The organism is Shewanella aestuarii (assembly GCF_014647215.1).
Taxonomy (GTDB): Bacteria; Pseudomonadota; Gammaproteobacteria; order Enterobacterales; family Shewanellaceae; genus Shewanella; species Shewanella aestuarii.
Genome location: NZ_BMOT01000002.1, coordinates 419759 through 440903, shown reverse-complemented (window position 1 = coordinate 440903; position 21145 = coordinate 419759). Strand labels below are relative to the sequence as shown.

Annotated in this window: 16 protein-coding genes and 1 riboswitch; of the genes, 9 read left to right on the top strand and 7 right to left on the bottom strand. The window is 40.8% G+C overall.

What is annotated here, in order from left to right:
* Positions 1-68 precede the first annotated feature (68 nt).
* A riboswitch (cobalamin riboswitch) is annotated at positions 69-195 on the bottom strand.
* A gap of 6 nt (positions 196-201) precedes the next feature.
* Positions 202-912, bottom strand: a complete 711-nt coding sequence (locus IEY03_RS05775; protein ID WP_188840398.1) for a histidine phosphatase family protein — start codon at positions 910-912, stop codon at positions 202-204.
* Between the two features lie 192 nt (positions 913-1104).
* Between IEY03_RS05775 and metH the strand changes: the two genes are divergently transcribed.
* Both metH and IEY03_RS05765 read left to right on the top strand, forming a co-directional pair.
* Positions 1105-4821, top strand: coding sequence for a methionine synthase (metH, locus tag IEY03_RS05770; RefSeq protein WP_188840397.1), 3717 nt, complete (start codon positions 1105-1107; stop codon positions 4819-4821).
* 554 nt (positions 4822-5375) lie between these two features.
* On the top strand, positions 5376-5861 hold the full coding sequence (locus IEY03_RS05765) for a DUF6622 family protein (protein ID WP_188840396.1): 486 nt from the start codon (positions 5376-5378) through the stop codon (positions 5859-5861).
* Between the two features lie 96 nt (positions 5862-5957).
* Here the strand turns inward: IEY03_RS05765 and IEY03_RS05760 are convergent, their stop codons facing one another.
* The 3 genes from IEY03_RS05760 to pbpG form a co-directional block, all read right to left on the bottom strand.
* Positions 5958-7148: a GGDEF domain-containing protein gene (locus IEY03_RS05760; RefSeq protein ID WP_188840395.1), complete on the bottom strand. Its 1191-nt coding sequence runs from the start codon at positions 7146-7148 to the stop codon at positions 5958-5960.
* A gap of 84 nt (positions 7149-7232) precedes the next feature.
* Positions 7233-7877: a cupin domain-containing protein gene (locus IEY03_RS05755; protein WP_188840394.1), complete on the bottom strand. Its 645-nt coding sequence runs from the start codon at positions 7875-7877 to the stop codon at positions 7233-7235.
* 226 nt (positions 7878-8103) lie between these two features.
* Positions 8104-8991 carry a D-alanyl-D-alanine endopeptidase gene (pbpG, locus tag IEY03_RS05750; protein ID WP_188840393.1) on the bottom strand — a complete coding sequence of 296 codons (888 nt, stop codon included), beginning with the start codon at positions 8989-8991 and terminating at the stop codon, positions 8104-8106.
* Between the two features lie 325 nt (positions 8992-9316).
* On the opposite strand from pbpG, the gene IEY03_RS05745 reads away from it, so the two are divergent.
* The 3 genes from IEY03_RS05745 to rpiA all read left to right on the top strand — a co-directional run bounded on the left by IEY03_RS05745 (position 9317) and on the right by rpiA (position 12124).
* Entirely contained in the window at positions 9317-10564 is a 1248-nt protein-coding gene (locus IEY03_RS05745) for a hypothetical protein (protein WP_188840392.1), read from the top strand.
* Positions 10565-10585: 21 nt separating this feature from the next.
* The gene (locus IEY03_RS05740) at positions 10586-11392 is read left to right on the top strand and encodes a mechanosensitive ion channel family protein (RefSeq protein ID WP_188840391.1); all 807 of its coding nucleotides are present in this window, start codon (positions 10586-10588) and stop codon (positions 11390-11392) included.
* Between the two features lie 69 nt (positions 11393-11461).
* Complete coding sequence (gene rpiA, locus IEY03_RS05735) at positions 11462-12124, top strand: ribose-5-phosphate isomerase RpiA (RefSeq protein WP_188840390.1); 663 nt, start codon at positions 11462-11464, stop codon at positions 12122-12124.
* Positions 12125-12388: 264 nt separating this feature from the next.
* Here the strand turns inward: rpiA and IEY03_RS05730 are convergent, their stop codons facing one another.
* The 3 genes from IEY03_RS05730 to rsuA all read right to left on the bottom strand — a co-directional run bounded on the left by IEY03_RS05730 (position 12389) and on the right by rsuA (position 16070).
* On the bottom strand, positions 12389-14251 hold the full coding sequence (locus IEY03_RS05730; protein ID WP_188840389.1) for a methyl-accepting chemotaxis protein: 1863 nt from the start codon (positions 14249-14251) through the stop codon (positions 12389-12391).
* Positions 14252-14909: 658 nt separating this feature from the next.
* A complete protein-coding gene (locus tag IEY03_RS05725; RefSeq protein WP_188840388.1) occupies positions 14910-15146 on the bottom strand; it encodes a cytochrome c3 family protein in 237 nt (78 codons plus the stop codon).
* A gap of 231 nt (positions 15147-15377) precedes the next feature.
* On the bottom strand, positions 15378-16070 hold the full coding sequence (gene rsuA / locus IEY03_RS05720; RefSeq protein WP_188840387.1) for a 16S rRNA pseudouridine(516) synthase RsuA: 693 nt from the start codon (positions 16068-16070) through the stop codon (positions 15378-15380).
* A gap of 508 nt (positions 16071-16578) precedes the next feature.
* On the opposite strand from rsuA, the gene IEY03_RS05715 reads away from it, so the two are divergent.
* The 4 genes from IEY03_RS05715 (at position 16579) to IEY03_RS05700 (ending at position 21080) form a co-directional block, all read left to right on the top strand.
* Positions 16579-18675: a M13 family metallopeptidase gene (locus tag IEY03_RS05715; RefSeq protein ID WP_188840386.1), complete on the top strand. Its 2097-nt coding sequence runs from the start codon at positions 16579-16581 to the stop codon at positions 18673-18675.
* Positions 18676-18815: 140 nt separating this feature from the next.
* Positions 18816-19613, top strand: a complete 798-nt coding sequence (locus IEY03_RS05710) for a RelA/SpoT domain-containing protein (protein WP_188840385.1) — start codon at positions 18816-18818, stop codon at positions 19611-19613.
* Positions 19614-19950: 337 nt separating this feature from the next.
* Positions 19951-20352 (top strand): SMI1/KNR4 family protein, encoded by a 402-nt coding sequence (locus tag IEY03_RS05705; RefSeq protein ID WP_188840384.1) that lies wholly within the window; start codon positions 19951-19953, stop codon positions 20350-20352.
* Between the two features lie 227 nt (positions 20353-20579).
* Positions 20580-21080: a DUF4447 family protein gene (locus IEY03_RS05700; protein WP_188840383.1), complete on the top strand. Its 501-nt coding sequence runs from the start codon at positions 20580-20582 to the stop codon at positions 21078-21080.
* Positions 21081-21145: the final 65 nt, after the last annotated feature.

Here is a 21145-nt window from a genome sequence, read left to right as displayed (position 1 = left end):
GTTACCGACTATAAAAGCAAACAGAATTTCAAACATATATATGCCCCACTGAGTTATCCCGCTCAGGCAAAAATGGATAGTCTCAAGCTGGTATCTGACTTATATGGCTTACCAAGTAAGGCTGGCATCATATTCACAGTTGCGGGTACAGTTCGGGCTTTCCCGATTCCCAATACTCATGACTATATTTTACGATTGGCGTTAACCTTGTGATGAATCACTCAGCGCTGGCCAGTTTAATCTCACACTAAGGTTTTTAAACGCGAATGTATCTTGGTCGACATTTTCAAGGTATTGCCCATCGACAAAAACATCAACATGAAATAGCGCAGCATAAGGTAAATGAAACTGACTAAAAATACCTGCAGCTTGCTCAACACCCAAGATGGCAGCCATTATACATCGCATCACGCCACCGTGGGTGACTATTAATGCCGATGGGATCGAATCTTCTTTATAGGACTCAGGTTCTGCTGCTGAACGCTGCAGCATCTGCCATATTATTTGCGACACAGCAGCTTGCACTCTGGCACTAAAATCACCCAAATACTCTGCCTTTGGCGGTGTGTGCTTAATATCCCAAGGGTTTGACCAATATTCGGTTAACTGTGGCTCATGCTTTTGATACAGGGTTTGCCATGTTTGACCATCCCATTCTCCAAAATCAATTTCTTGTAAACCGTCCAACACCTTGATGGGCAATTGATGCTGTTTTGCGATAAGGTCACTAAACTGCAGGCAGCGTTTAAGTGAAGATGAATACACAACATCAGGCAATGTAAGCAAACTAGCAAAAGCCTGCTGCATTTGTATTAGGCCATTTTCTGACAAAGGCACATTGGTTTTTCCACGCAGAATGTCTCCGCCTTGGCAGTGACCATGGCGCAGGAATACCAATTGAAGATGTTTCATGGATTTCTGCCTTGCCCTAAAGATAACAACTCGCGTATTATGGACGTCTATACGTATAAATGTCCAAACAAAATTCTGCTTGTCGAGTGCCCGCTATTCACGATGCATTAATTAAAACTCGATAATATAATAAGTTAGATACAATTTGGTGCCTTGTTAGCTAAGCGCCACCGCATTAAAAGGTAATGAGTTATGCTTAAGTCGACTTCCTACAGTCAGGTTCTTGAACAACTTACAACTACGCTGAAAGAGCGAATTGTCATTCTCGACGGTGCAATGGGCACCATGATCCAAGACTACAAATTGGAAGAAGCCGACTATCGCGGTGAGCGTTTTAAAGACTGGCATTGCGATGTTAAAGGTAACAACGACATGTTGGTGCTGAGCCAACGCCAAATTATCAAAGATATTCATACTAAATATTTGTTGGCAGGTGCTGACATTATTGAAACCAATACCTTTAATGCCACCACCATTGCTATGGCTGATTACGACATGCAGTCGTTGTCGGCAGAAATCAATTTACAAGGTGCCCAAGTTGCCCGTGAAGCCGCCGATGAAGTTGCCGCGCAAACTGGCTATCCACGTTACGTTGCTGGGGTACTTGGCCCCACCAACCGCACCTGTTCCATCAGTCCAGATGTAAACGACCCAAGCTTTCGAAATGTCAGCTTTGATGAGCTAGTAGAAGCTTATGTTGAATCAACCACTGCGCTGATTCAAGGCGGCGCTGATATCATCATGGTTGAAACCATTTTTGATACGCTTAACGCCAAAGCGGCACTGTTTGCTATTGAGAAAGTCTTTGACGAGCTAGGCGATCGTTTGCCGGTGATGATCTCAGGTACCATCACAGATGCATCAGGACGTACCCTTACAGGGCAAACAACAGAAGGTTTCTATAACTCACTGCGCCACATCAAGCCATTATCCATTGGACTTAACTGTGCTTTAGGCCCAAAAGAGCTTCGTCCTTACGTTGAAGAACTCTCTCGAATTGCCGAATGTTATGTTTCTGCTCATCCTAATGCTGGCTTGCCCAATGAGTTTGGCGGTTACGATGAAACGCCTGAAGAAATGGCAGAAGTGATCAGCGACTGGGCCCGTGAAGGTATGCTCAATATTGTCGGTGGCTGTTGTGGTAGCACGCCGGCACACATTGAAACTATTCGTGAATCTGTGATCAATCATGAGCCGCGAAGTATTCCTGATATTCCGGTTGCATGTCGCCTGTCTGGACTAGAGCCATTAACCATTGATGCTAGCTCTTTATTCGTTAACGTGGGTGAACGCGCTAACGTAACAGGTTCGGCAAAGTTTTTACGCCTTATTAAAGAAGAGAAATTTGAAGAAGCCCTCGATGTTGTCCGCGAGCAGGTTGAGAACGGCGCACAAATCATCGACGTAAACATGGACGAAGGCATGCTTGATGGTGCTGAGTCGATGAAGAAGTTTTTGAATTTGATCGCCTCAGAGCCTGATATCTCCCGGGTGCCAATCATGATTGACTCATCCAAATGGGAAGTGATTGAAGCTGGCCTTAAATGCGTACAGGGTAAGTCGATTGTCAACTCGATTTCGATGAAAGAAGGCGAAGAAGCCTTTATTAAACAAGCCACCTTAGTTAAACGTTATGGTGCAGCTGCGATTGTGATGGCTTTTGATGAAGAAGGCCAAGCTGATACTCGCGCCCGTAAAACTGAAATTTGTACCCGAGCCTACCGTTTGTTAGTCGACGTGGTTGGCTTTCCGCCAGAAGACATTATTTTCGACCCCAACATTTTTGCGATAGCCACAGGTATTGAAGAGCACGACAACTACGCAGTCGATTTTATCGAGTCCATTAAAGACATTAAATCTACTTTACCTTATGCGATGATTTCCGGTGGCGTATCAAACGTGTCTTTCTCGTTTCGTGGTAACAACCCGGTACGTGAAGCTATCCATGCGGTGTTTTTATACCATGCCATTCAAGCGGGTATGGACATGGGTATTGTAAACGCTGGCCAGCTGGCTATTTACGATGACATTGACGCCGATTTAAAAGACAAAGTCGAAAACGTGGTATTGAATCTACCCTGCCCCGTTGCCGATTCAACAAACACCGAACAGTTACTCGATATCGCCGAAAAATATCGTGGTGACGGCAGCCAAGTGGCTAAAAAAGAAGATTTAGCATGGCGCAGTTTGCCAGTAAATGAACGTTTATCCCACGCCCTCGTTAAAGGTATCACTGAGTTTATTGATGTCGATACGGAAGAAGCCCGCTTACAAGCCACAAGACCGCTTGATGTGATTGAAGGGCCGTTGATGGATGGCATGAATGTGGTTGGCGACTTATTTGGTGCGGGTAAAATGTTCCTGCCTCAAGTAGTAAAATCGGCTCGAGTAATGAAAAAAGCCGTGGCCTATTTAAACCCGTTTATCGAACTTGAAAAAGTAGAAGGCCAATCAAACGGGCGAATTTTAATGGTCACAGTTAAAGGTGACGTGCACGATATCGGCAAAAACATTGTCGGCGTGGTACTGGCTTGTAATGGCTACGAGGTTGTCGATTTAGGTGTAATGGTATCGGTTGATAAAATTCTTGACGCAGTAAAAGAGCACAACATTGATATTATTGGCATGTCGGGACTGATCACACCCAGCCTTGATGAAATGGTGCATAACGTCAAAACATTCCATCGTGAAGGGCTGACTATTCCAGCCATTATTGGTGGGGCTACCTGTTCAAAAATTCATACCGCAGTGAAAATTGCACCACATTACCCTCATGGGGCAATTTATATTGCCGATGCTTCACGCGCAGTACCTATGGTGTCTAAGCTTATCAATAATGACACTCGCCAAGCGACCATTGACGAAGAATATGCTGAGTATGATGTTATGCGTGAAAAACGTTTATCACAAACTAAGCGTAAAACCATTGTCCCCATTGAGGTTGCCCGCGAAAATCGCTGCACACATGATTGGGAAAACTATACCCCATTTAAACCGAATGTATTGGGGCGCCAAGTATTCGATGATTACCCGCTTGAAGATTTAGTTGATCGGATTGACTGGACACCTTTCTTTAGAAGCTGGGAGCTTCATGGCCGCTACCCTGATATTTTAGACGATAACGTCGTTGGCGAAGAAGCGCGCAAACTATTTGCCGACGGTAAAGCTATGCTGCAAACCATCATCAGTGAAAAATGGTTAACCGCAAAAGCGGTAATGGGATTATTCCCAGCCAACACAGTTAATCATGATGATATTGAGCTTTACACAGATGAAAGCCGAACTCAGGTAGAAATGACCACTCACCATTTACGGATGCAACTTGAGCGTGTTGGCAATGACAACTTCTGTTTATCAGACTTCGTAGCACCCAAAGACTCAGGCGTGGCTGACTACATGGGTGGCTTTGCAGTCACTGCTGGGCACGGTATTGATGAGCACGTTGCCCGTTTTGAAGCCAATCATGACGACTATAATGCCATTATGCTGAAATGCCTTGCCGACCGTTTAGCTGAAGCTTTTGCCGAACGCATGCATGAAAGAGTGCGTAAAGAGTTTTGGGGTTATGCTGCAGATGAAGCACTGGATAATGAGTCCTTAATTCGCGAAAAGTACAAAGGTATTCGCCCTGCACCGGGTTACCCTGCATGCCCAGATCACACCGAAAAAGGCTTACTATGGGATCTATTAAAGCCAAATGAAACCATTGGCTTAAATATTACCGAAAGCTATGCCATGTTCCCAACAGCGGCAGTCTCTGGCTGGTATTTCGCCCACCCTAAATCACGCTACTTTGGGGTGACGAATGTGGGTAAGGATCAGGTTGAAGACTATGCTAAACGTAAAGGCATGACCCTAGCAGAAACCGAGCGTTGGTTAGCTCCTGTGTTAGATTATGATCCAGAGTAAGGCGCTATTAGCCTGTGTACTGAATGATAAATGATTTTGTTATCAATTTATTTTATTGCTGCTGAAGAATTAACGGAAGACGAATGCTAGGTTTATCTTCCGTTAATGGCACATTCCCAACAAAATTGATGTGACTTAATTTCAACAGCAAGCCAATTAGCTATTGAAGTTAAATCAGAAATATAAACATCAAAGTATTTGCCGCCAAATTTGCACTTGCTACTGACAATCGCACAATTACGCCTAAACGCCCTAGGCTATTGCGACTAATCCCCACCTTAAAGGGCGTAAAAGCGGTTTGATATGACAAGCTGAGGTGATAAGCCATACCAAGTAAAACTGACCTAGGATGATTGGCTAAAACCCACTCCAGCAAAATATTTACTTCATCAAATTGACTTCAAAAACACACATGTAAAAATATTGTTAAATAAACTATGCCTATTATCAATTATTCGCTATATTCACCACATTCAATGTCTTAGGTGCGAGGTAAACTGATAACCAAGCAATAAAGGCATTATTCTGCAGCAATTAAAATAAGGATATTGGTTTTGCAAGATGTCATCACTCACACCCCTGTCTGGGTATTTGCAGTGTTTTTTTCACTGCTGGCTTTAGGATTAACCCAGCGTCAGCCGCGCGTGGTAAAACTCAGAACAATTTTCATTTTACCTTTGGCTATGATTATCTTTTCATTAGTGGGGGTCATTTCTGCATTTGACATAGCATTACTGACAATTGGCTTTTGGATGATTGGTTTTTTTGTAACAACAGCGGTTGGAATAAAACTCGCTTTTCCAAAGTCGGTGGTGTTCTCTAAACAACAAGAGACTCTAACCATTCCAGGAAGCTGGGTTCCTCTACTCTTAATGATGGCTATTTTCTTTACTAAATATTTGGTTGGTTTTGCAAGTGCGAGTGCTTCACCCATGCTTGATAACACGTTAAATATTGCTTTTATTTGTATGTTATATGGCATATTTAGCGGGATATTTTTGTCACGCTGCCTAGTGATGTACAAAGTCAGTAAACTGTAATGCGATCTCGTTAGCGCTGGCTGTCAGAAAAACGCGGCTCATTGCCGCATTTTTTTACATAACAAACCCATTCACACTCTATTTAATTCACAGCCATCAAGCAATAAAACCGAATCTATCAAAGATGATATTTTTATCATTCCTCTGGTCTAGTGTCTGATCCGTGGGCTTAGTTTGCGTTAATTTTTGCTCTGCCTGCTGCAGCAGTAGTTGCCAGCTTTGATCATCGGAAGTTTGTATCGAATAACCGACATGCAAATTAAGCTGAATGCTATCAGGCAAGCCCTTTATTTGTGATAAGGCCACTTTTTCAACTAAGCGCTCACTTAAACGCTGCAATTGCTCGGTCTTCGCACCTGTAATAAACAACGCAAATTTATTCGTGTGACTTCGGAAAATACCGCCTTCAATATGAGTAGTAAATTTCAACACATTGGCAATATGCTTTATCACGCTATCACTTGCCACGTAGCCATATTGTCCACTTAATTGAGGTAATGCAGCTATCTCAACCACCATAATACCTAAGGGCTTGGCAGTATTACATTGCGCAAAAATGTGTTTTGCTTGCTTTGGTAAAGATTGGCTATTCAGTAAGCCGGTTAATGGATCAACCGCAAGTGCATCGAATAATTTAAGCTGCTGTTGACGGTAAACGATAAGACAACAGGACAAAATCATCAGTAATAAAAAAGTCATCACAGCTAAGGTGCCCAAGGTCTGTAACAAATGATCACCCGAAATGCTTAAAGGCAATTGATTGTCGAACACAATAAAGATAAATCGCACTAATTGCTGACCAAAAAAGATTAACTCAGCAAACATAAAGGGATAATAAATGACGTGAAGTTTTTTCGATTTTACGCCCTTGACGATCGTGAACACAGTGAAAACATTGATCGCCATTAATAACGGATAAATATAAAGTAATCTATGGGTAATTGTTTCTAATAAACCTGGTATGTAATGAGCAAAAAACACCGCCACGGCAACCCAAAGCATTAGCGACCAGTTTGCTGGCAATAAAAGATGGCGCCTAATACCTGCAAGCAATGCTAGATGAGCCAGAATATAACAAGCATTAGTTAATGCGGGACCAAGCCAATAGGGAATATCTAAAAAATAAGAGGCAATACCTACGGCATTGCTAAAAAAGAATAATCCACCAGCAATACTCCAGTCGATAAGACTGCGCTCACGATTACCGACAAAATAAAAGGTGAGCAAACTGACGACCATCATGGCACTGACAATCGCCGTTGATATATGTAAAGTAAAAGCATCCATTGCTAATATTTATCCTGATATAGGTGAAAGGTTAATATATCGTTAAAATTGAATTTTTAAAAGTCCAATAACACAACGACTTAATTATAGGTGGCCGGTTTTAACCCAAATAATCGTATCTTGTTCCACATAAGGATTATGTTGACTTAAATGTGGACTTCGCAGCCAAGAGCCTGCTGGATACTGACCAAATTCATCCATAAACACACCACTTATGACGTAAATTTCTTCGCCACCAAAATGACGATGAGGTTGAAACTTTGCCCCAGCGGGCCAAAATACAAGTGCGGTAGATTCTGTATTATGTTGATGCAATGGCATCACCTTTAAGTCGCCATAACCTGGCAACCAAGGTGTATTGTGCGTATCGACTCGAACTTGCTCGGTATCTGTAGTTTGAAACTGATGCAGTTTTACCAGTAATTCGCACCCTTGAAGGCTAAAAGGCGCATGGCTAAAACCTTGTGGATTACGAAGGTAGCTACCGGCGGGGTAATCACCGGTTTCATCGGAAAACACCCCTGACAATACGAGTATCTCTTCCCCTAATGGGTGTGGATGAGTCGCAAAGCTAGCACCCGCATCATATTTTACAATACTGGTTGCATGGCCTCGTTCAGCCTCTTCTCTTGCAAGCCGTTTACGCCACACACCCGCTGCGGGGCTTGGTTGCCATTGCTCATCAAATGTATTGATATGCACCCGCAGACGAAAATCCATATTAAGCATGTTTATCTCCAAAGATTTACTGCTGATGTTATACCGCGAAAACACACAAAATGATCACTTAACATCGACATGATTCAATCAGATACAAAAATCCCAGTTATTGACATAACTGGGACGAGTAAGAGCACTGAATGACGCTGACTTTATGCGATAAAAATAGCTTTATCGTAGCAAATACCGACCAAACCGCTAATCAATAATCGAAACACCCATATTTGTAGCTTAATTAACTACTTTGCTTCTGACTTTTATACGCTTTGGCTGAAGCAGGAATAGGCGTAACCTTGCCCGTTTCAAGCCATTTCTTTAGTCTGTTCGCATCAGCCATATGGGTATATTTACCAAATGCGTCTAGCACTACAAATGCCACTTTCCGCTTATTCATTTCAGTTAGCATGATTAAACAATGTCCAGCTTTACTGGTATAACCGGTTTTGGTTAACGCGATATTCCAACTGTCTTTTGATACCAATTTATTGGTGTTGTGAAAATCGAGTTTATATTTTGGACTACTAAAAATAACATGTTTTTTCTTAGTTGAACTCAGCTTGCCAAGTAAGGGGTATTTTTGACTTTCTTGCAGTAAAATAATCAAATCTCTGGCACTAGAGACATTATCAGCCGATAAGCCCGTTGGTTCTGCATATCGAGTTTGATTCATTCCGAGAGCTTTGGCTTTGGCGTTCATGGCTTTAATGAACGCGAAATATCCCCCAGGATAATGATGGGCCAATGCCGTTGCTGCACGGTTTTCTGAAGACATCAAGGTTAGCAACATCATGGTTTCGCGACTTACCACACTGCCAACACGTACTCGCGAATGCACATTGCGCATAATTTTAGCATCGCTGATGTCGACCGTAATCATTTCATCTAAGGGTAACTTAGCGTCTAAAACAACCATCGCAGTCATCAGTTTGGTCACAGAGGCTATAGGCACTTGTTGGTTAATATTACTTGAGTAAAGCACTTCATTGGTTTTTAAATCAACCAACATCGCGCTTCCAGCCGCTAACTCTTGTAGGCCGGTAGATGACACGGGCTTAGCAGCCACTAGAGTAGAAGACAAGCTTGCAAGTAACATGACTGTCGAAAAAACGGCTTTGAATGGCATAATAAAGTACATTTAATGAATAAATAAAATAAAGTATACGCTATGTAATCATGACTCAGCGAGTCAAATAATCATAAAAACACCTTTAAATGTTACTTAAATATCACAATAGCTTTACTTAGCGACATTCGTTGTTTTTTTACACGCAATTATGCTAATTAAAAGACGATTCTATTTGCCTCCGCCCTTTAGTATGACTAACCTAATTAATTGTAATAGTGTCTATTTTATCTAGCCCATTACACTTAATTGACTTATTTGATTTGCTATTCTTTATATAGTACTTAAGTCTTTTCATGGATGAGTTTATCAAACGGATAATATTATGGCTGTAACGATCAATGCCATCACGACTCACTGGCAGCAATTAATCAACAAAATAAAAACGCTGTTCGCGCCACAACAAATTGAAACAGAACCCAGTGACAAGCTGTCTTTAAAAGCGATTGCGCAAACTTATTCACACCATGGCACTAGGGGGCAATTAAAGCAGCAACCCTATGTAATACATAAAGATAACATCAGTCCGCTTTTAGGGCGTGAACTCGCTATGGAGCAAATAAGCAATGCCATTGAATTATGGCGAAAACAGCAAGGTGAACTGAGTGCCATCACAGCCCCATTTGGTGCTGGTCTAAGCCATTTCATTAACAACATTATTCACAGCCAAGCAGCTGCTGAACCTATTTTGTGGCTAAGTTTTTATCGTGCCCCCTTATCCACAAAAGAAGCGATATCTAGCTTATTTAGTTGCTTTGATATTAATGATGATCCCCAGTCAATTACCGATGCAATAAGCTTGATTAATGCTCAACCCGCAAAGATCATTTTTATTGATGACATGCATAAGTTAATGCTGAGGCGCATGGGTAACTATCAAGCATTAGTCACCTTAGCTACGATTTTAATGGAAACTCGTCAAAAGCATTGTTGGATTATGGGGTGTGAAACATATGTTTGGCAGCGACTATCGTCTCTATACCAAATAAGCCATTTTTTTAAAACGGTGGTACATCTTGCTTATCTTAATCAACCAGCCATGCATACGCTTTTAAGCTTACATTTAGCTGATTTAGGGATAACGTTACCCGCACAAAGCGCAATAAAAACCTTGGATGATACGGCGAAAGCTGCTCCATTAGATATTGAATTAACGGCGATTGAAGAACACAGTAAAACCTTGGTAGCAAATAGTCAGGGTCATCCGAAATTGGCCTTATTACTATTAAAGCGATCGATTGCCACCCAAGGCATCAAGCAGCTAAGTAAGCTGCCCTCTACTGATATTATTTCGGTCGATACCAAAGCTTTAAGTTGTTTAGATGAAGAGTCACTATTTGCACTGGCCGAAATTTATATTCACGGCGGGTTAACCGTTGAAAATTTGAGTATTATTTTCAACATTTCTGTTGAAAAGAGTTCGTTAACATTAGAGTTTTTAAGTCGCCAAGGGTTAATTATTCCTCAGTACTGTGAAGAAGATTTTGTGCGCCATTATTATCAAATTACCCCTGCATTAACCCAAATTGTGGCAGTCCACTTGGTTAATCACAACAAGCTATTTAGTCTATAACCAGCAGTAAAGGGAGTTAGAATGGAATCCAGCACAGATGCTTTGCAATCACTGATCAATATTATTTCATTTGAAAAAATGACCCTTATTATGCTGATATGTGGCCTTGCTTGGGTAATGCTAATCGGCATAAAAATGAGTTTAGATCAGCTAACCATCAAGTTGCCTAAATACCGATTACTCTGGGGCAGGTTATACCCATTTATTCGGTTATTTATTTGGGGTGGAGTGATCACATACACCCTAGTTGGAATTATTGCTCCACATCAAAACGTGGTATTAGCCATGATAGGGTCTGTCAGTATTGTCATAGGTTTAGCCACCCAAGAGCCCGCAAAAAACATGATTGCAGGTTTTATTATTATGCTAAACCCGCCCTATCGTGTTGGCGACATGGTCACCTTAGGTGGCCATTATGGCGAGGTCACTAAGTTAGAATGGAGTGTCACCTGGCTACGCACTTTTGATGACAACACCATCATGGTGCCTAATGCCGAAGCCCTGAAAACGGCTGTATCAAACGCGAATAGCGGTGCCCTTGATGAAATGGTGGCAATTCAATTTAACTTACCCATAGATGTTGATCATAAAAAAGCCATGGCTTTGGCTAAAGAAGCAACCCAGTGCTCGCCTTATACCTTTTTGAATAAACCCGTTAATGTCATTCTTGGAACTGAATTCAGTTTTGGTCAGCATATACAAACCATTACCGTTAAGGCATATGTGATGGATGTGCGTTTAGAAAAGAAATTTATTAGTGACATTAATGTCCGGGTATTAGATGCATTTAAAAATGCACAATTTTATGACAGCAAGCAAATGTTTTAACCACAAGTTGCGTTATAATCTTGCTAATTTTTAAAGTCTTCTTTTTAAAGCCACCAATGGAATAGCCTAATGACTCAAGATGAAATGAAAAAAGCAGCCGGATGGGCAGCACTGAAATATGTCGAAAGAGACACAATCGTTGGCGTGGGTACAGGGTCAACGGTTAACCACTTTATTGATGCTTTAGCGACAATAAAAGATGATATTCAAGGCGCGGTATCAAGCTCTGAAGCATCAACCGCCAAACTGAAACAATTGGGCATTGAAGTTTTTGATTTAAATAATGTTTCTGAAATTGCTGTTTATGTTGATGGTGCTGATGAAATTAATGACCGTATGGATATGATTAAAGGCGGTGGCGCGGCATTAACCCGTGAGAAAATCGTTGCGGCCGTGGCTAAAAAGTTCATTTGTATCGTTGATAACACCAAAGAAGTATCAATTTTAGGTGATTTTCCGCTACCTGTTGAAGTGATCCCAATGGCACGCTCATACGTTGCCCGTGAATTGGTTAAGTTAGGCGGTGATCCTGAATATCGTCAAGGTGTTATCACAGATAATGGTAATGTTATTTTAGATGTTCACAACATGAAAATCTTAGATCCCAAAGTGATGGAAACTAAGATCAATGCAATTGTTGGCGTAGTAACTAACGGTCTATTTGCTAACCGTGGTGCAGATGTTTTACTTGTCGGCACACCTGAAGGCGTAAAAACAGTCACCTCTAAGTAACCTATGCTCGGTGAATAAATGCTTATTCAATAGTATCTTGCACCGATACTATGTTGAATTTACTTGTAACAGTTTAGCTATTAACGCGTAAACTCATTTTGTTATCAATGCACAGTTCAAGTTTGTGCTATAAGCAATTGAATATTAGCTAGTTAAATCTAAATTATTCGTCACTTTAGCCAAGTTTAAGTTAAGTCACTGCCCGAAATAAAAACAAAAAACCTAACTCTATGAGTTAGGTTTTTATTTTACTATCCATTAAGGCTAGATTTTAAATATGCTTACCGACTTGTGTAAACCTGCTGCACGAATGCGTAAATCTTCTGATGCCGCCGCATTCTCTTCAGAAGCATGCGATGACTCATCGGCAATATCACGTATCACTACCACGTTTTTATTTACCTCTGCTGCAACCATGCTTTGCTCTTCAATTGCTGCAGCAATTTGAGTACTCATGTCCATGATATTGGTAACATCATCGTTTATTTGACGTAACAATGTACCTGCACTGGCTGCTTGTTCAGCACTTTCAGCACCTTGTCTTTGGCTGGTTTCCATCAATTGCACAATTGAACGAGTTCGTGTCTGTAAGGTACTAATAATACCTGCGATCTCTTCAGTTGATTCTTGAGTCCGCATTGCAAGACTGCGCACCTCATCTGCAACCACCGCAAAGCCTCGCCCTTGCTCACCCGCTCTTGCTGCTTCAATTGCGGCATTTAGTGCCAGCAAATTAGTTTGCTCAGCAATACCCCGGATCACATCTAATACACTACCAATGGTTTTACTGTCTTGCTCTAACTCAGACACAACTTTAGAAGAGTCATTTAACTGACTGGCTAATAATTCGATTTTAGCGATAGTTTCTTCTACACCCGTTTGCCCGCTTCGAGCATTATCATGTGTTTGACTTGCTTTTAAAGCTGCCAACTCAGTATTTTTAGCAATTTCATCAATGGTAGCGCCCATTTCCGTTATCGCAGTGGCCACCATATCGGTTTCATTCAACTGCCTTAACACACCTTCAGAAGCGACATTGGCATTTTTTGAAAGCTCATGGCATGAGTCATTCATAGCATCAACGGCTTCATTCACTTGCTCAATTAAGTTCTGAAACGATCCCACCATGCTATTAAAATGCACCGCTATTTGTGACAATTCATCCTCACCGGAAGTGTCACAACGCATCGTTAAATTCTTAGTTTGCTCAATACTTGAGATAACTCGGGTAATATTTTCAACAGGGGCAATAATGCTACGAATAATATAATAAGTAAAAATACACAGGGCTAAAGTAATCAGTAAAAATATCCCCCCACCGATATAAGTACCATTATCTTTAGCCTCTTGAATTTCAGCCAAGGTTTGATCGTGTAGTACTTCTCTGTCAGTATCGGTTTGATAAATTGCATCGCGAAGCTGCTTCATCTTACCGCTGGATTCAGATAACCCGAACTCTTCTCTTTTACTCACCAACGCCTGGAAATCTTTTTGGTATTGATCAATATTGCTTTGTAACTGCGACTTCACATCCGACGATAAATATGAGCTGTTAACGGCTTGCTTGAATTTAGCGATATTCTCTTTAAAGGTGTCGTTGTACTTAAGGTCGCTACGAAGCATGAAGTCTTTTTCATTACGGCGAAGCTGCAACATAATGACCAACAATGCATCTTCATCATTGGCATCCAAGATAGTTTCAACATTATGAACGGCTTCTCTTAATTGCCCGTATAAACCTGTTTTGGGTGTTAAGCCGATTTCTTTCTGCAAATTGACAATATCATTGAATGCGTCAAGGTAAAGGTTGACGCTATTTCTCAAACCGTCGAGCGCATTGGTAGGAATATTTCTATCGTTTAAGACCTGTTCAACATGGTCAAATAGCACCGACAAATCGGCCGAATTCTGTTGATGTTTATCAATATATTTAACATCAAGTCGGCTAAGAAAATCTTTTTCTTCTTTTCTCAGTGAGAATATTTCTTTTTCAATCTCCATCACACTTGTGATCGCAATTGACAATTTCTGCTGAACATTTGCAGAGTACTGTTGTAACGCAAACATTGCTACCAGTGCTGAAATAGACACTACAGCACTCAACATCAGCTTTGAACGAATTTGCATACTCTAATCCTTCTTCTGGATTTTTTTAAAATGTAATAGTTAATATATAGTTGTTTTTTGGTGTGTAAGCGAATATTAAGATTAAAAATTTATGAATATTTTTCGATTATTAATAGGTTTATCGGCGACTTATAAAAAATGCCCTGTAATGTAATATCGGCAAACAAAATTAAAACTGAAGATTAAACAATGCTAGCTGCAATTAATTGCTTCACTACTCAAAAATAAGTAATAGAGGGAGCCATGTGTATGGTTGTGCTATTCATGACTTTATGTTCAGTTGATAAAGTAGATTTAACCTCCACTCGGGTTCAGAGTTAAGGGGATAAATTTTAAACTTCAATTTCAACAACTTATAGGAAATAACCCTTTATACTGATAACAAGGCGAATTTTCGCGTTATATAGGGAATCGACTACAAGTAAATTTAACGCCGTTAGCGGTTAAAAGAGTTTTTTGATATGGATGAATTATCCCGAGATAAGGTTATTTATAAAATCATCTACATAACAAACTTCCTGACCATCAGAAAGCAGCTAAAACCATTTAGTTTTCTAGACGGTCGTATATTGCAGATATTTTCGCTCACTTTAATGAATAAAAAAGGCCTTCCTAAGAAGACCTTTAATCATTGCTAACTAAGCCGCAATAGACGAAATTACTTTTTTTCCATCTCGTGACAATCAGTACACTCTTTGATTGTCAACTCAGTGCTGTGCATTTCCATATCGATTTCATGCGCGTCGCCAATGGCGTGGCAATCAGCACAAACAGCTAAAGTTGCTTCATTTTCAGTATGTGCTGCAATGTCTACGTTTTCGTGACATTCAACACAATCAACAGCAGCAGCAGAACCAGCAAAGAATAGTGCAGCAAATAAGATTGAATATTTCATATATACTCCTAAGTCATTTAGGCGCAGGTCAGTATTACGCGTTCCAAAGCTCAACCTTCACTGCACTCATTTAATCCATCTATTAATAACTATTTTAGCCTACATATCAAAAAATAATGTCAAAAACGCTAACAACATCAAAATTTTAAGTTTTATTTTGTAAACTCATGTTGATATTTACATTATCACAACACTCAGTACAATTTATCATCAAATTAAAATAACTCAACCTTAAGCAATAGAGTTAATTTCAGCTTGGGTTAAATGGCGCCATTCACCTGGTGCTAAGTCGGGGTCTAGCTCAATCTCACCCACACATTCTCGATGCAAAGTCACCACTTTATTACCAACGGCTGCAAACATCCGCTTAACCTGATGGTATTTACCTTCACTAATAGTCAGTCGGGCATTATGGTTATCAATAATAGACAATACTGCAGGTTTGGTTAATCCGTCTTCGTTACGTAGTTCAATCCCTTGCGCAAAAACCGACACTAACTGCTCCGAAATGGGCTCGGCTAACTCGACTAAGTAACGTTTGCCACAATCTTTTTTAGGTGAGGTTATTTTGTGTGACCATTGACCGTCACTGGTAATCAGCACTAGCCCGGTGGTATCAGCATCTAGTCGACCTGCAATGTGTAATGTATCGGCCTTCTCAATATCCATTAAACTCAGCACTGAAGGATACACCTCATCAATGGTAGAACAGATGGTATCTACTGGCTTGTGCATCATAATGTAGCGCTCACCCACTAAAGAGATCACTTGTCCCTCTAATCGAACAACCGTGTTGTCTGTCACTTTGAAGCCAGAATCTTTAACGACCACACCATCACAGGTCACATCACTGCGATGTAAAGCTTTTTTAGCCATTGAACGAGTCAACTCGGTACTTTCACAAATAAATTTGTCTAAACGCACAATCCATACCCACCATTTAATTTGGTTATATTATGAGGGCTTAAATGAAAAATTGAAATGATACTAAGCAGTATTAAAGTAGCTAGCGCTCGACCAAAGCGAGAACCCAGGCAATAAATACGGCTTAAAATGCGTCATGATGCCAAGTTATTAATCGATTGCCCTATATCAAAAATGTTTACACTAAACGTCGAACATCGATTTTTCGCTAACATCCACTGCAAGTAACCAATCTCCAGAGCATATCGTTTTTGCTTATTCAGTGACTTATCGATAAACATTATCTTGTGCTAATAAGCTCCTCGGCTTCAACAATCGTACTTTTCGTTACACCTAGTGACAAAATAAACCGATAAAAAACCAGCAACTCACTTGTGTTAAGGGATGACAAGCCCTTAACATAGCCGTTACAAAAATAATAATGTCATCTTTCATTATGAAAATTTGATAAAAATAATAAATCACCTCGCCTCCATTGATGGGCAACTTAAAATGCAAGGGAAATAACATGAAAAAACTGGTTATTGGTGGGCTGTGTGCTTCACTAATCGCAGGCTTAAGCGCTTGTAATAACGATACAAAAACAACCACTGAAACAGTAGCAACAGCTGATGTGGCTAAAACAGCCACAGCCGCAGCAGTAGAAAAAGCGCTAACATCAGGTATTACTTTCGACAATATGGATAAAAATGTACGTCCACAGGATGATTTTTATTTATATGTTAACGGCGGCTGGATGACTAGCGCTGAGATCCCTGGCGACCGTACTAACATTGGTGCTTTTTATGACCTACGTGAAAATGCCCGTGATGACGTAAAAGCGATTATTGAAGATGTAAGTGCATCTGACTCACTTACACAAGGCACTGATGAGCAAAAGGTTGCTGATCTTTATCGCTCATTCATGGATGTTGAAACCTTGAATAAATTAGGTGTTACACCTCTTCAAGCCACATTCGATAAAATCGCTGCATTAAAAGACAAAAATGAATTAGTGACATTTTTTGGTGAAAACCAAGTCAACGGCGGCGGTACGCCACTGGCTTTCTACATCAATGTTGATGCAAAAGATTCAACCCGTTATGCGACTCACATTTGGCAATACGGTTTAAGCCTGCCAGAAAAAGATTATTACTTTAACGAAGGTGAGCGCTTCGTCAACATCCGTAAAGCCTTTGTTGAACACATTGAAAAGATGTTCACTTTAGCTGGATTACCAAATGGTAAAGCGGCGGCTGAAACTGTATTAGCACTTGAAACGGCCATTGCGGAAAAGCATTGGGATGTTGTTGAAACTCGCGACAGCACAAAAACCTATAACAAGTATCAAGTTAGTGAGCTAGCAACTTTAGCCCCAGATATTAACTGGAACGGTTACTTGGCAGCTTTAGGTGGCGATAAGCAAGCAGATATCATTATTAATCAACCTAGCTATATTCAAGGCTTAAATGATGTGCTTAAAGCCAATGATCTAGCAACGTGGAAAACCTACATGACATGGCAAGCGCTGACACATGCTGCAAGCAACTTGTCAGAAGCTTTAGACACTGAAAACTTCGAATTTTTCTCTAAAACCTTAAACGGTCAAGCCGAGCAAGAACCTCGTTGGAAGCGCGGTGTGACTGCGGTCAGCAATACCTTAGGTGAAGTGGTCGGTAAAGTGTATGTTAAACGTCACTTCGTACCTGAAGCGAAAGATCGTATGGAAGGTTTAGTTGAAAATCTTCGCAGTGCTTACGGTTCAAGTATCGAATCACTTGACTGGATGAGCGACAGCACAAAAGTAGCTGCCAAGGATAAACTGGCTAAATTCAACCCGAAAATTGGTTATCCAAAAAATTGGGCGGATTACAGCAAGCTATCAATCAAAGCTGACGATTTAGTCGGTAATGCTAAACGTGCATCTGTAGTGGAACATAACCGTAATGTGGCTAAGTTAGGTCAGCCTATCGATAAAGATGAGTGGCACATGACTCCTCAAACGGTTAACGCTTATTACAACCCTACAATGAATGAAATTGTGTTCCCAGCGGCAATTTTACAACCACCATTCTTTAACTTAGAAGCTGATGATGCTGTTAACTACGGCGGTATTGGCGCGGTTATCGGTCATGAAATGGGCCACGGTTTTGACGATCAGGGCGCTAAGTTTGACGGTGAAGGTAATATGCGCGACTGGTGGACAGAAGCTGATTTAAAAGCGTTTGAATCCAAAGGTAAAGCACTAGTTGCTCAATATGATGGCTACCAAGTATTTGATGATTTACATGTCAATGGTGAGCTTACTTTAGGTGAGAACATCGGTGACTTATCAGGCGTAACGATTGCTTATAAAGCTTACAAGATGTCATTAAACGGTAAAGAAGCACCGGTTATCGATGGCCTAACTGGCGATCAACGTTTCTTTATGGGCTTTAGCCAAATTTGGCGCGTAAAAATGAAAGAAGAAGCCATGCGTAACCGCGTAGCAACTGATCCTCATTCACCAGGTCACTTCCGTGCACTTGGCGCGTTATCAAATATGCCAGAGTTCTACCAAACCTATGACGTGAAAGAAGGTGATAAAATGTATATCGCACCTGAATCACGCGTTAAAATTTGGTAAGCATTCGCTTATAGATCACCAAGGGCGCCTATGGCGCCCTTTTCTTTATCCTCTGTCATCAAATCCAAAGACTTATTCAGTATTGGTACAGCTCAGTCAAGTTACAGTGACTCTAGGCTAACAGCTTGGAGAATTTAGCATTGAATAAACTCTTTCGTACTCTGTTTATCTTTTTGATTCTATTAACGACCCGTCAGGTTGCCGCACAGCCACAGGTGTCAGTTAATGAGCCGACAGATAAAGTCCCATATGGCGTAAACCTAAGTGGAACCACCCCGAGTGCCGATAGTGCACTCGACAACCTTTACGCTATTGCCGATTACCAGGCGTATGCGCCAATGCAACAATCTGCCGACTTAAATCATTTAATGTTGCAAGCTGAATACGCACAGCAGGAATTAAGCCAGCTTTTATCGGCAATAAGCGTTAATGCCGAAGTGGATATGCTATTGCCGCTAACTAAAAGTTATGACCGTGCGTTACAAAAAGTCGATAATAAGTTTAATGGTGATGCTCGCCTAATTACCGATATTGCCCGCGGCAGTATTGTCGCCAACAATGTCGAGAATCTAATGGCGAGTTATCAAATGTTGCATGAAAACAGTGAAATCGTTCAAATTAAAAACCGTTTTGCTAATCCAAAAGCCTCTGGTTACCGCGATTTGAATGTGCTGATTAAACTGCCACAAAGTCAGATGATTGTTGAAGTTCAATTACATTTACAAACCATTGCCGCGATTAAAAGTGGACAAGATCATCAGGATTACCAGCAAATTCAGAACATTGAAAACAGAGCGAATCTAGAACACCGCGCCCTAAGCGAACTTGAGATGCAGAGAATTACTCAAATCCGTCAACAATCTCATAAGCAATATCACAAAGCTTGGTTAGTCTACAAACGCGAAGCGGTAACCGCGAGCTTTCAACAAGCCGCCTAATTACAGCGACTTTCCACCCACCCTTTGCGCTCCTATGAGCGCATTTTTTTGCCTAAAATCCCGCCATTCATTCCAGCAATTGAGTTCATATTGCAAACTAATATCAATGGGGTATTTTGCGATTAACTATCAAGTGATGACTCGCCTAGTCACTATCGTCCTCGTTAAAATTGACATTATCTAAAGTAGTCAATGATTCCATCAAAGCTATCACGCTCAAAGCCATTACTTTACATATAGTTAGGTAACTTAAAAACCTGAGTACAGAATAGAGGAATATTTCTGCTATAATCGCGCCAATATCGCATTGACCGCCATTGCGACTTAAGGATCCCCAATGCACGAAATTATTGACCAACTACAAGAGTTAAGTGAAACCGTTCCTGTTCCGCTAGAGTTGCCTACTTTTGAGCAACTTGTTGAAGTTGAAGAACAGATATTAATTGGCTTGCCTGCTGAATTAAAAGAATATTTACTCCATGCCAGCAATGTGATTTATAGCGCATATGAACCTGTAACCGCTGCCGATCCCTACTCGCATACTTTTTTGCCGGAAGTCGCCAGCTATGCGTGGTCTATCGGGTTACCGAGAGAGCAAATTCCAATTTGCCAAGTCGGTGATAGCTTTTACTGCATTGAAGAGAATGGTCAGGTGCAATTTTGGCAAGACGGTGACTTTACCGATGAGGTCTGGGAATCGTTTTGGGATTGGGTTGACGACGTCTGGCTGGCTCAGTAAGTTGTTTTGCTAAACCTCAGCTTGGGATAAAAATGCATATCAAACAGCTTTTTGCTGCGCTAACTGCGTTGAATTGATTTGCTATAGACCCGCTATTGACGCGTAAATGCGCCTTGTTATCAATGCAAAGTTCAATTTCTATTGTAAGAAATTGAATATTAGCGATTTAAATATCATTTACTCATCTCTTTACCCGAGTTGAGGTTAAAAATTTTGTAGGAAATATCATGTCTAAAGAATCAGGCTTAAATGCCATTGAAATGTTATGTTTACGCCAATCATTTGGATTAAGCATCGAGCAAGTTGCCCTTATCACTAAAACCACAGCAGAAGCTGTAACGGCTTGGGAAGCTGGTGAAACCTCAGCGCCTGTTCCTGCTCAAAAAAAGCTACTCGAAATAGATGATATTATTGAAATGCAGGTACTTAACACCACTGATGGCATTGAAGAGTTATTTAAAAAAGAACCTAAGCGCCGCTTAGCGTTTGTGGTTTACCCAACGCAAGCGCTTTATAACCAATATAACCCTGAGTTTTTAAGCTCTTTGCCATTAACTGAGTTATATAACACTGCAGCTTGGCGGATTAAAAAAGAATGTAAATTAGTCCTTGAAGTCGATGTAAGTTTAATCGCATTAGATGCAGAAGCTTATAAAGCTTACCGAGCAGATAATGGCATGAGCGAAAGTCGTGAAAGCCGTGCTAAATGGGCCGCAACCCAGCTTTAATAAGCGACAACCTTGTTTGCTTAAACCCAAAAAGGGAAGCGTTTGCTTCCCTTGTTTATTGTTAA

Excerpts from the sequence above, each read along its gene's own strand:
- IEY03_RS05745 (WP_188840392.1), top strand. The coding sequence starts at position 9,317 with ATGGCTGTAACGATCAATGCCATCACGACTCACTGGCAGCAATTAATC.
- IEY03_RS05700 (WP_188840383.1), top strand. The coding sequence starts at position 20,580 with ATGTCTAAAGAATCAGGCTTAAATGCCATTGAAATGTTATGTTTACGC.
- pbpG (WP_188840393.1), bottom strand. The coding sequence starts at position 8,991 with ATGCCATTCAAAGCCGTTTTTTCGACAGTCATGTTACTTGCAAGCTTG.
- IEY03_RS05715 (WP_188840386.1), top strand. The coding sequence starts at position 16,579 with ATGAAAAAACTGGTTATTGGTGGGCTGTGTGCTTCACTAATCGCAGGC.
- IEY03_RS05740 (WP_188840391.1), top strand. The coding sequence starts at position 10,586 with ATGGAATCCAGCACAGATGCTTTGCAATCACTGATCAATATTATTTCA.
- IEY03_RS05725 (WP_188840388.1), bottom strand. The coding sequence starts at position 15,146 with ATGAAATATTCAATCTTATTTGCTGCACTATTCTTTGCTGGTTCTGCT.
- IEY03_RS05775 (WP_188840398.1), bottom strand. The coding sequence starts at position 912 with ATGAAACATCTTCAATTGGTATTCCTGCGCCATGGTCACTGCCAAGGC.
- IEY03_RS05760 (WP_188840395.1), bottom strand. The coding sequence starts at position 7,148 with ATGGATGCTTTTACTTTACATATATCAACGGCGATTGTCAGTGCCATG.
- IEY03_RS05755 (WP_188840394.1), bottom strand. The coding sequence starts at position 7,877 with ATGCTTAATATGGATTTTCGTCTGCGGGTGCATATCAATACATTTGAT.
- IEY03_RS05730 (WP_188840389.1), bottom strand. The coding sequence starts at position 14,251 with ATGCAAATTCGTTCAAAGCTGATGTTGAGTGCTGTAGTGTCTATTTCA.
- rpiA (WP_188840390.1), top strand. The coding sequence starts at position 11,462 with ATGACTCAAGATGAAATGAAAAAAGCAGCCGGATGGGCAGCACTGAAA.
- metH (WP_188840397.1), top strand. The coding sequence starts at position 1,105 with ATGCTTAAGTCGACTTCCTACAGTCAGGTTCTTGAACAACTTACAACT.
- IEY03_RS05705 (WP_188840384.1), top strand. The coding sequence starts at position 19,951 with ATGCACGAAATTATTGACCAACTACAAGAGTTAAGTGAAACCGTTCCT.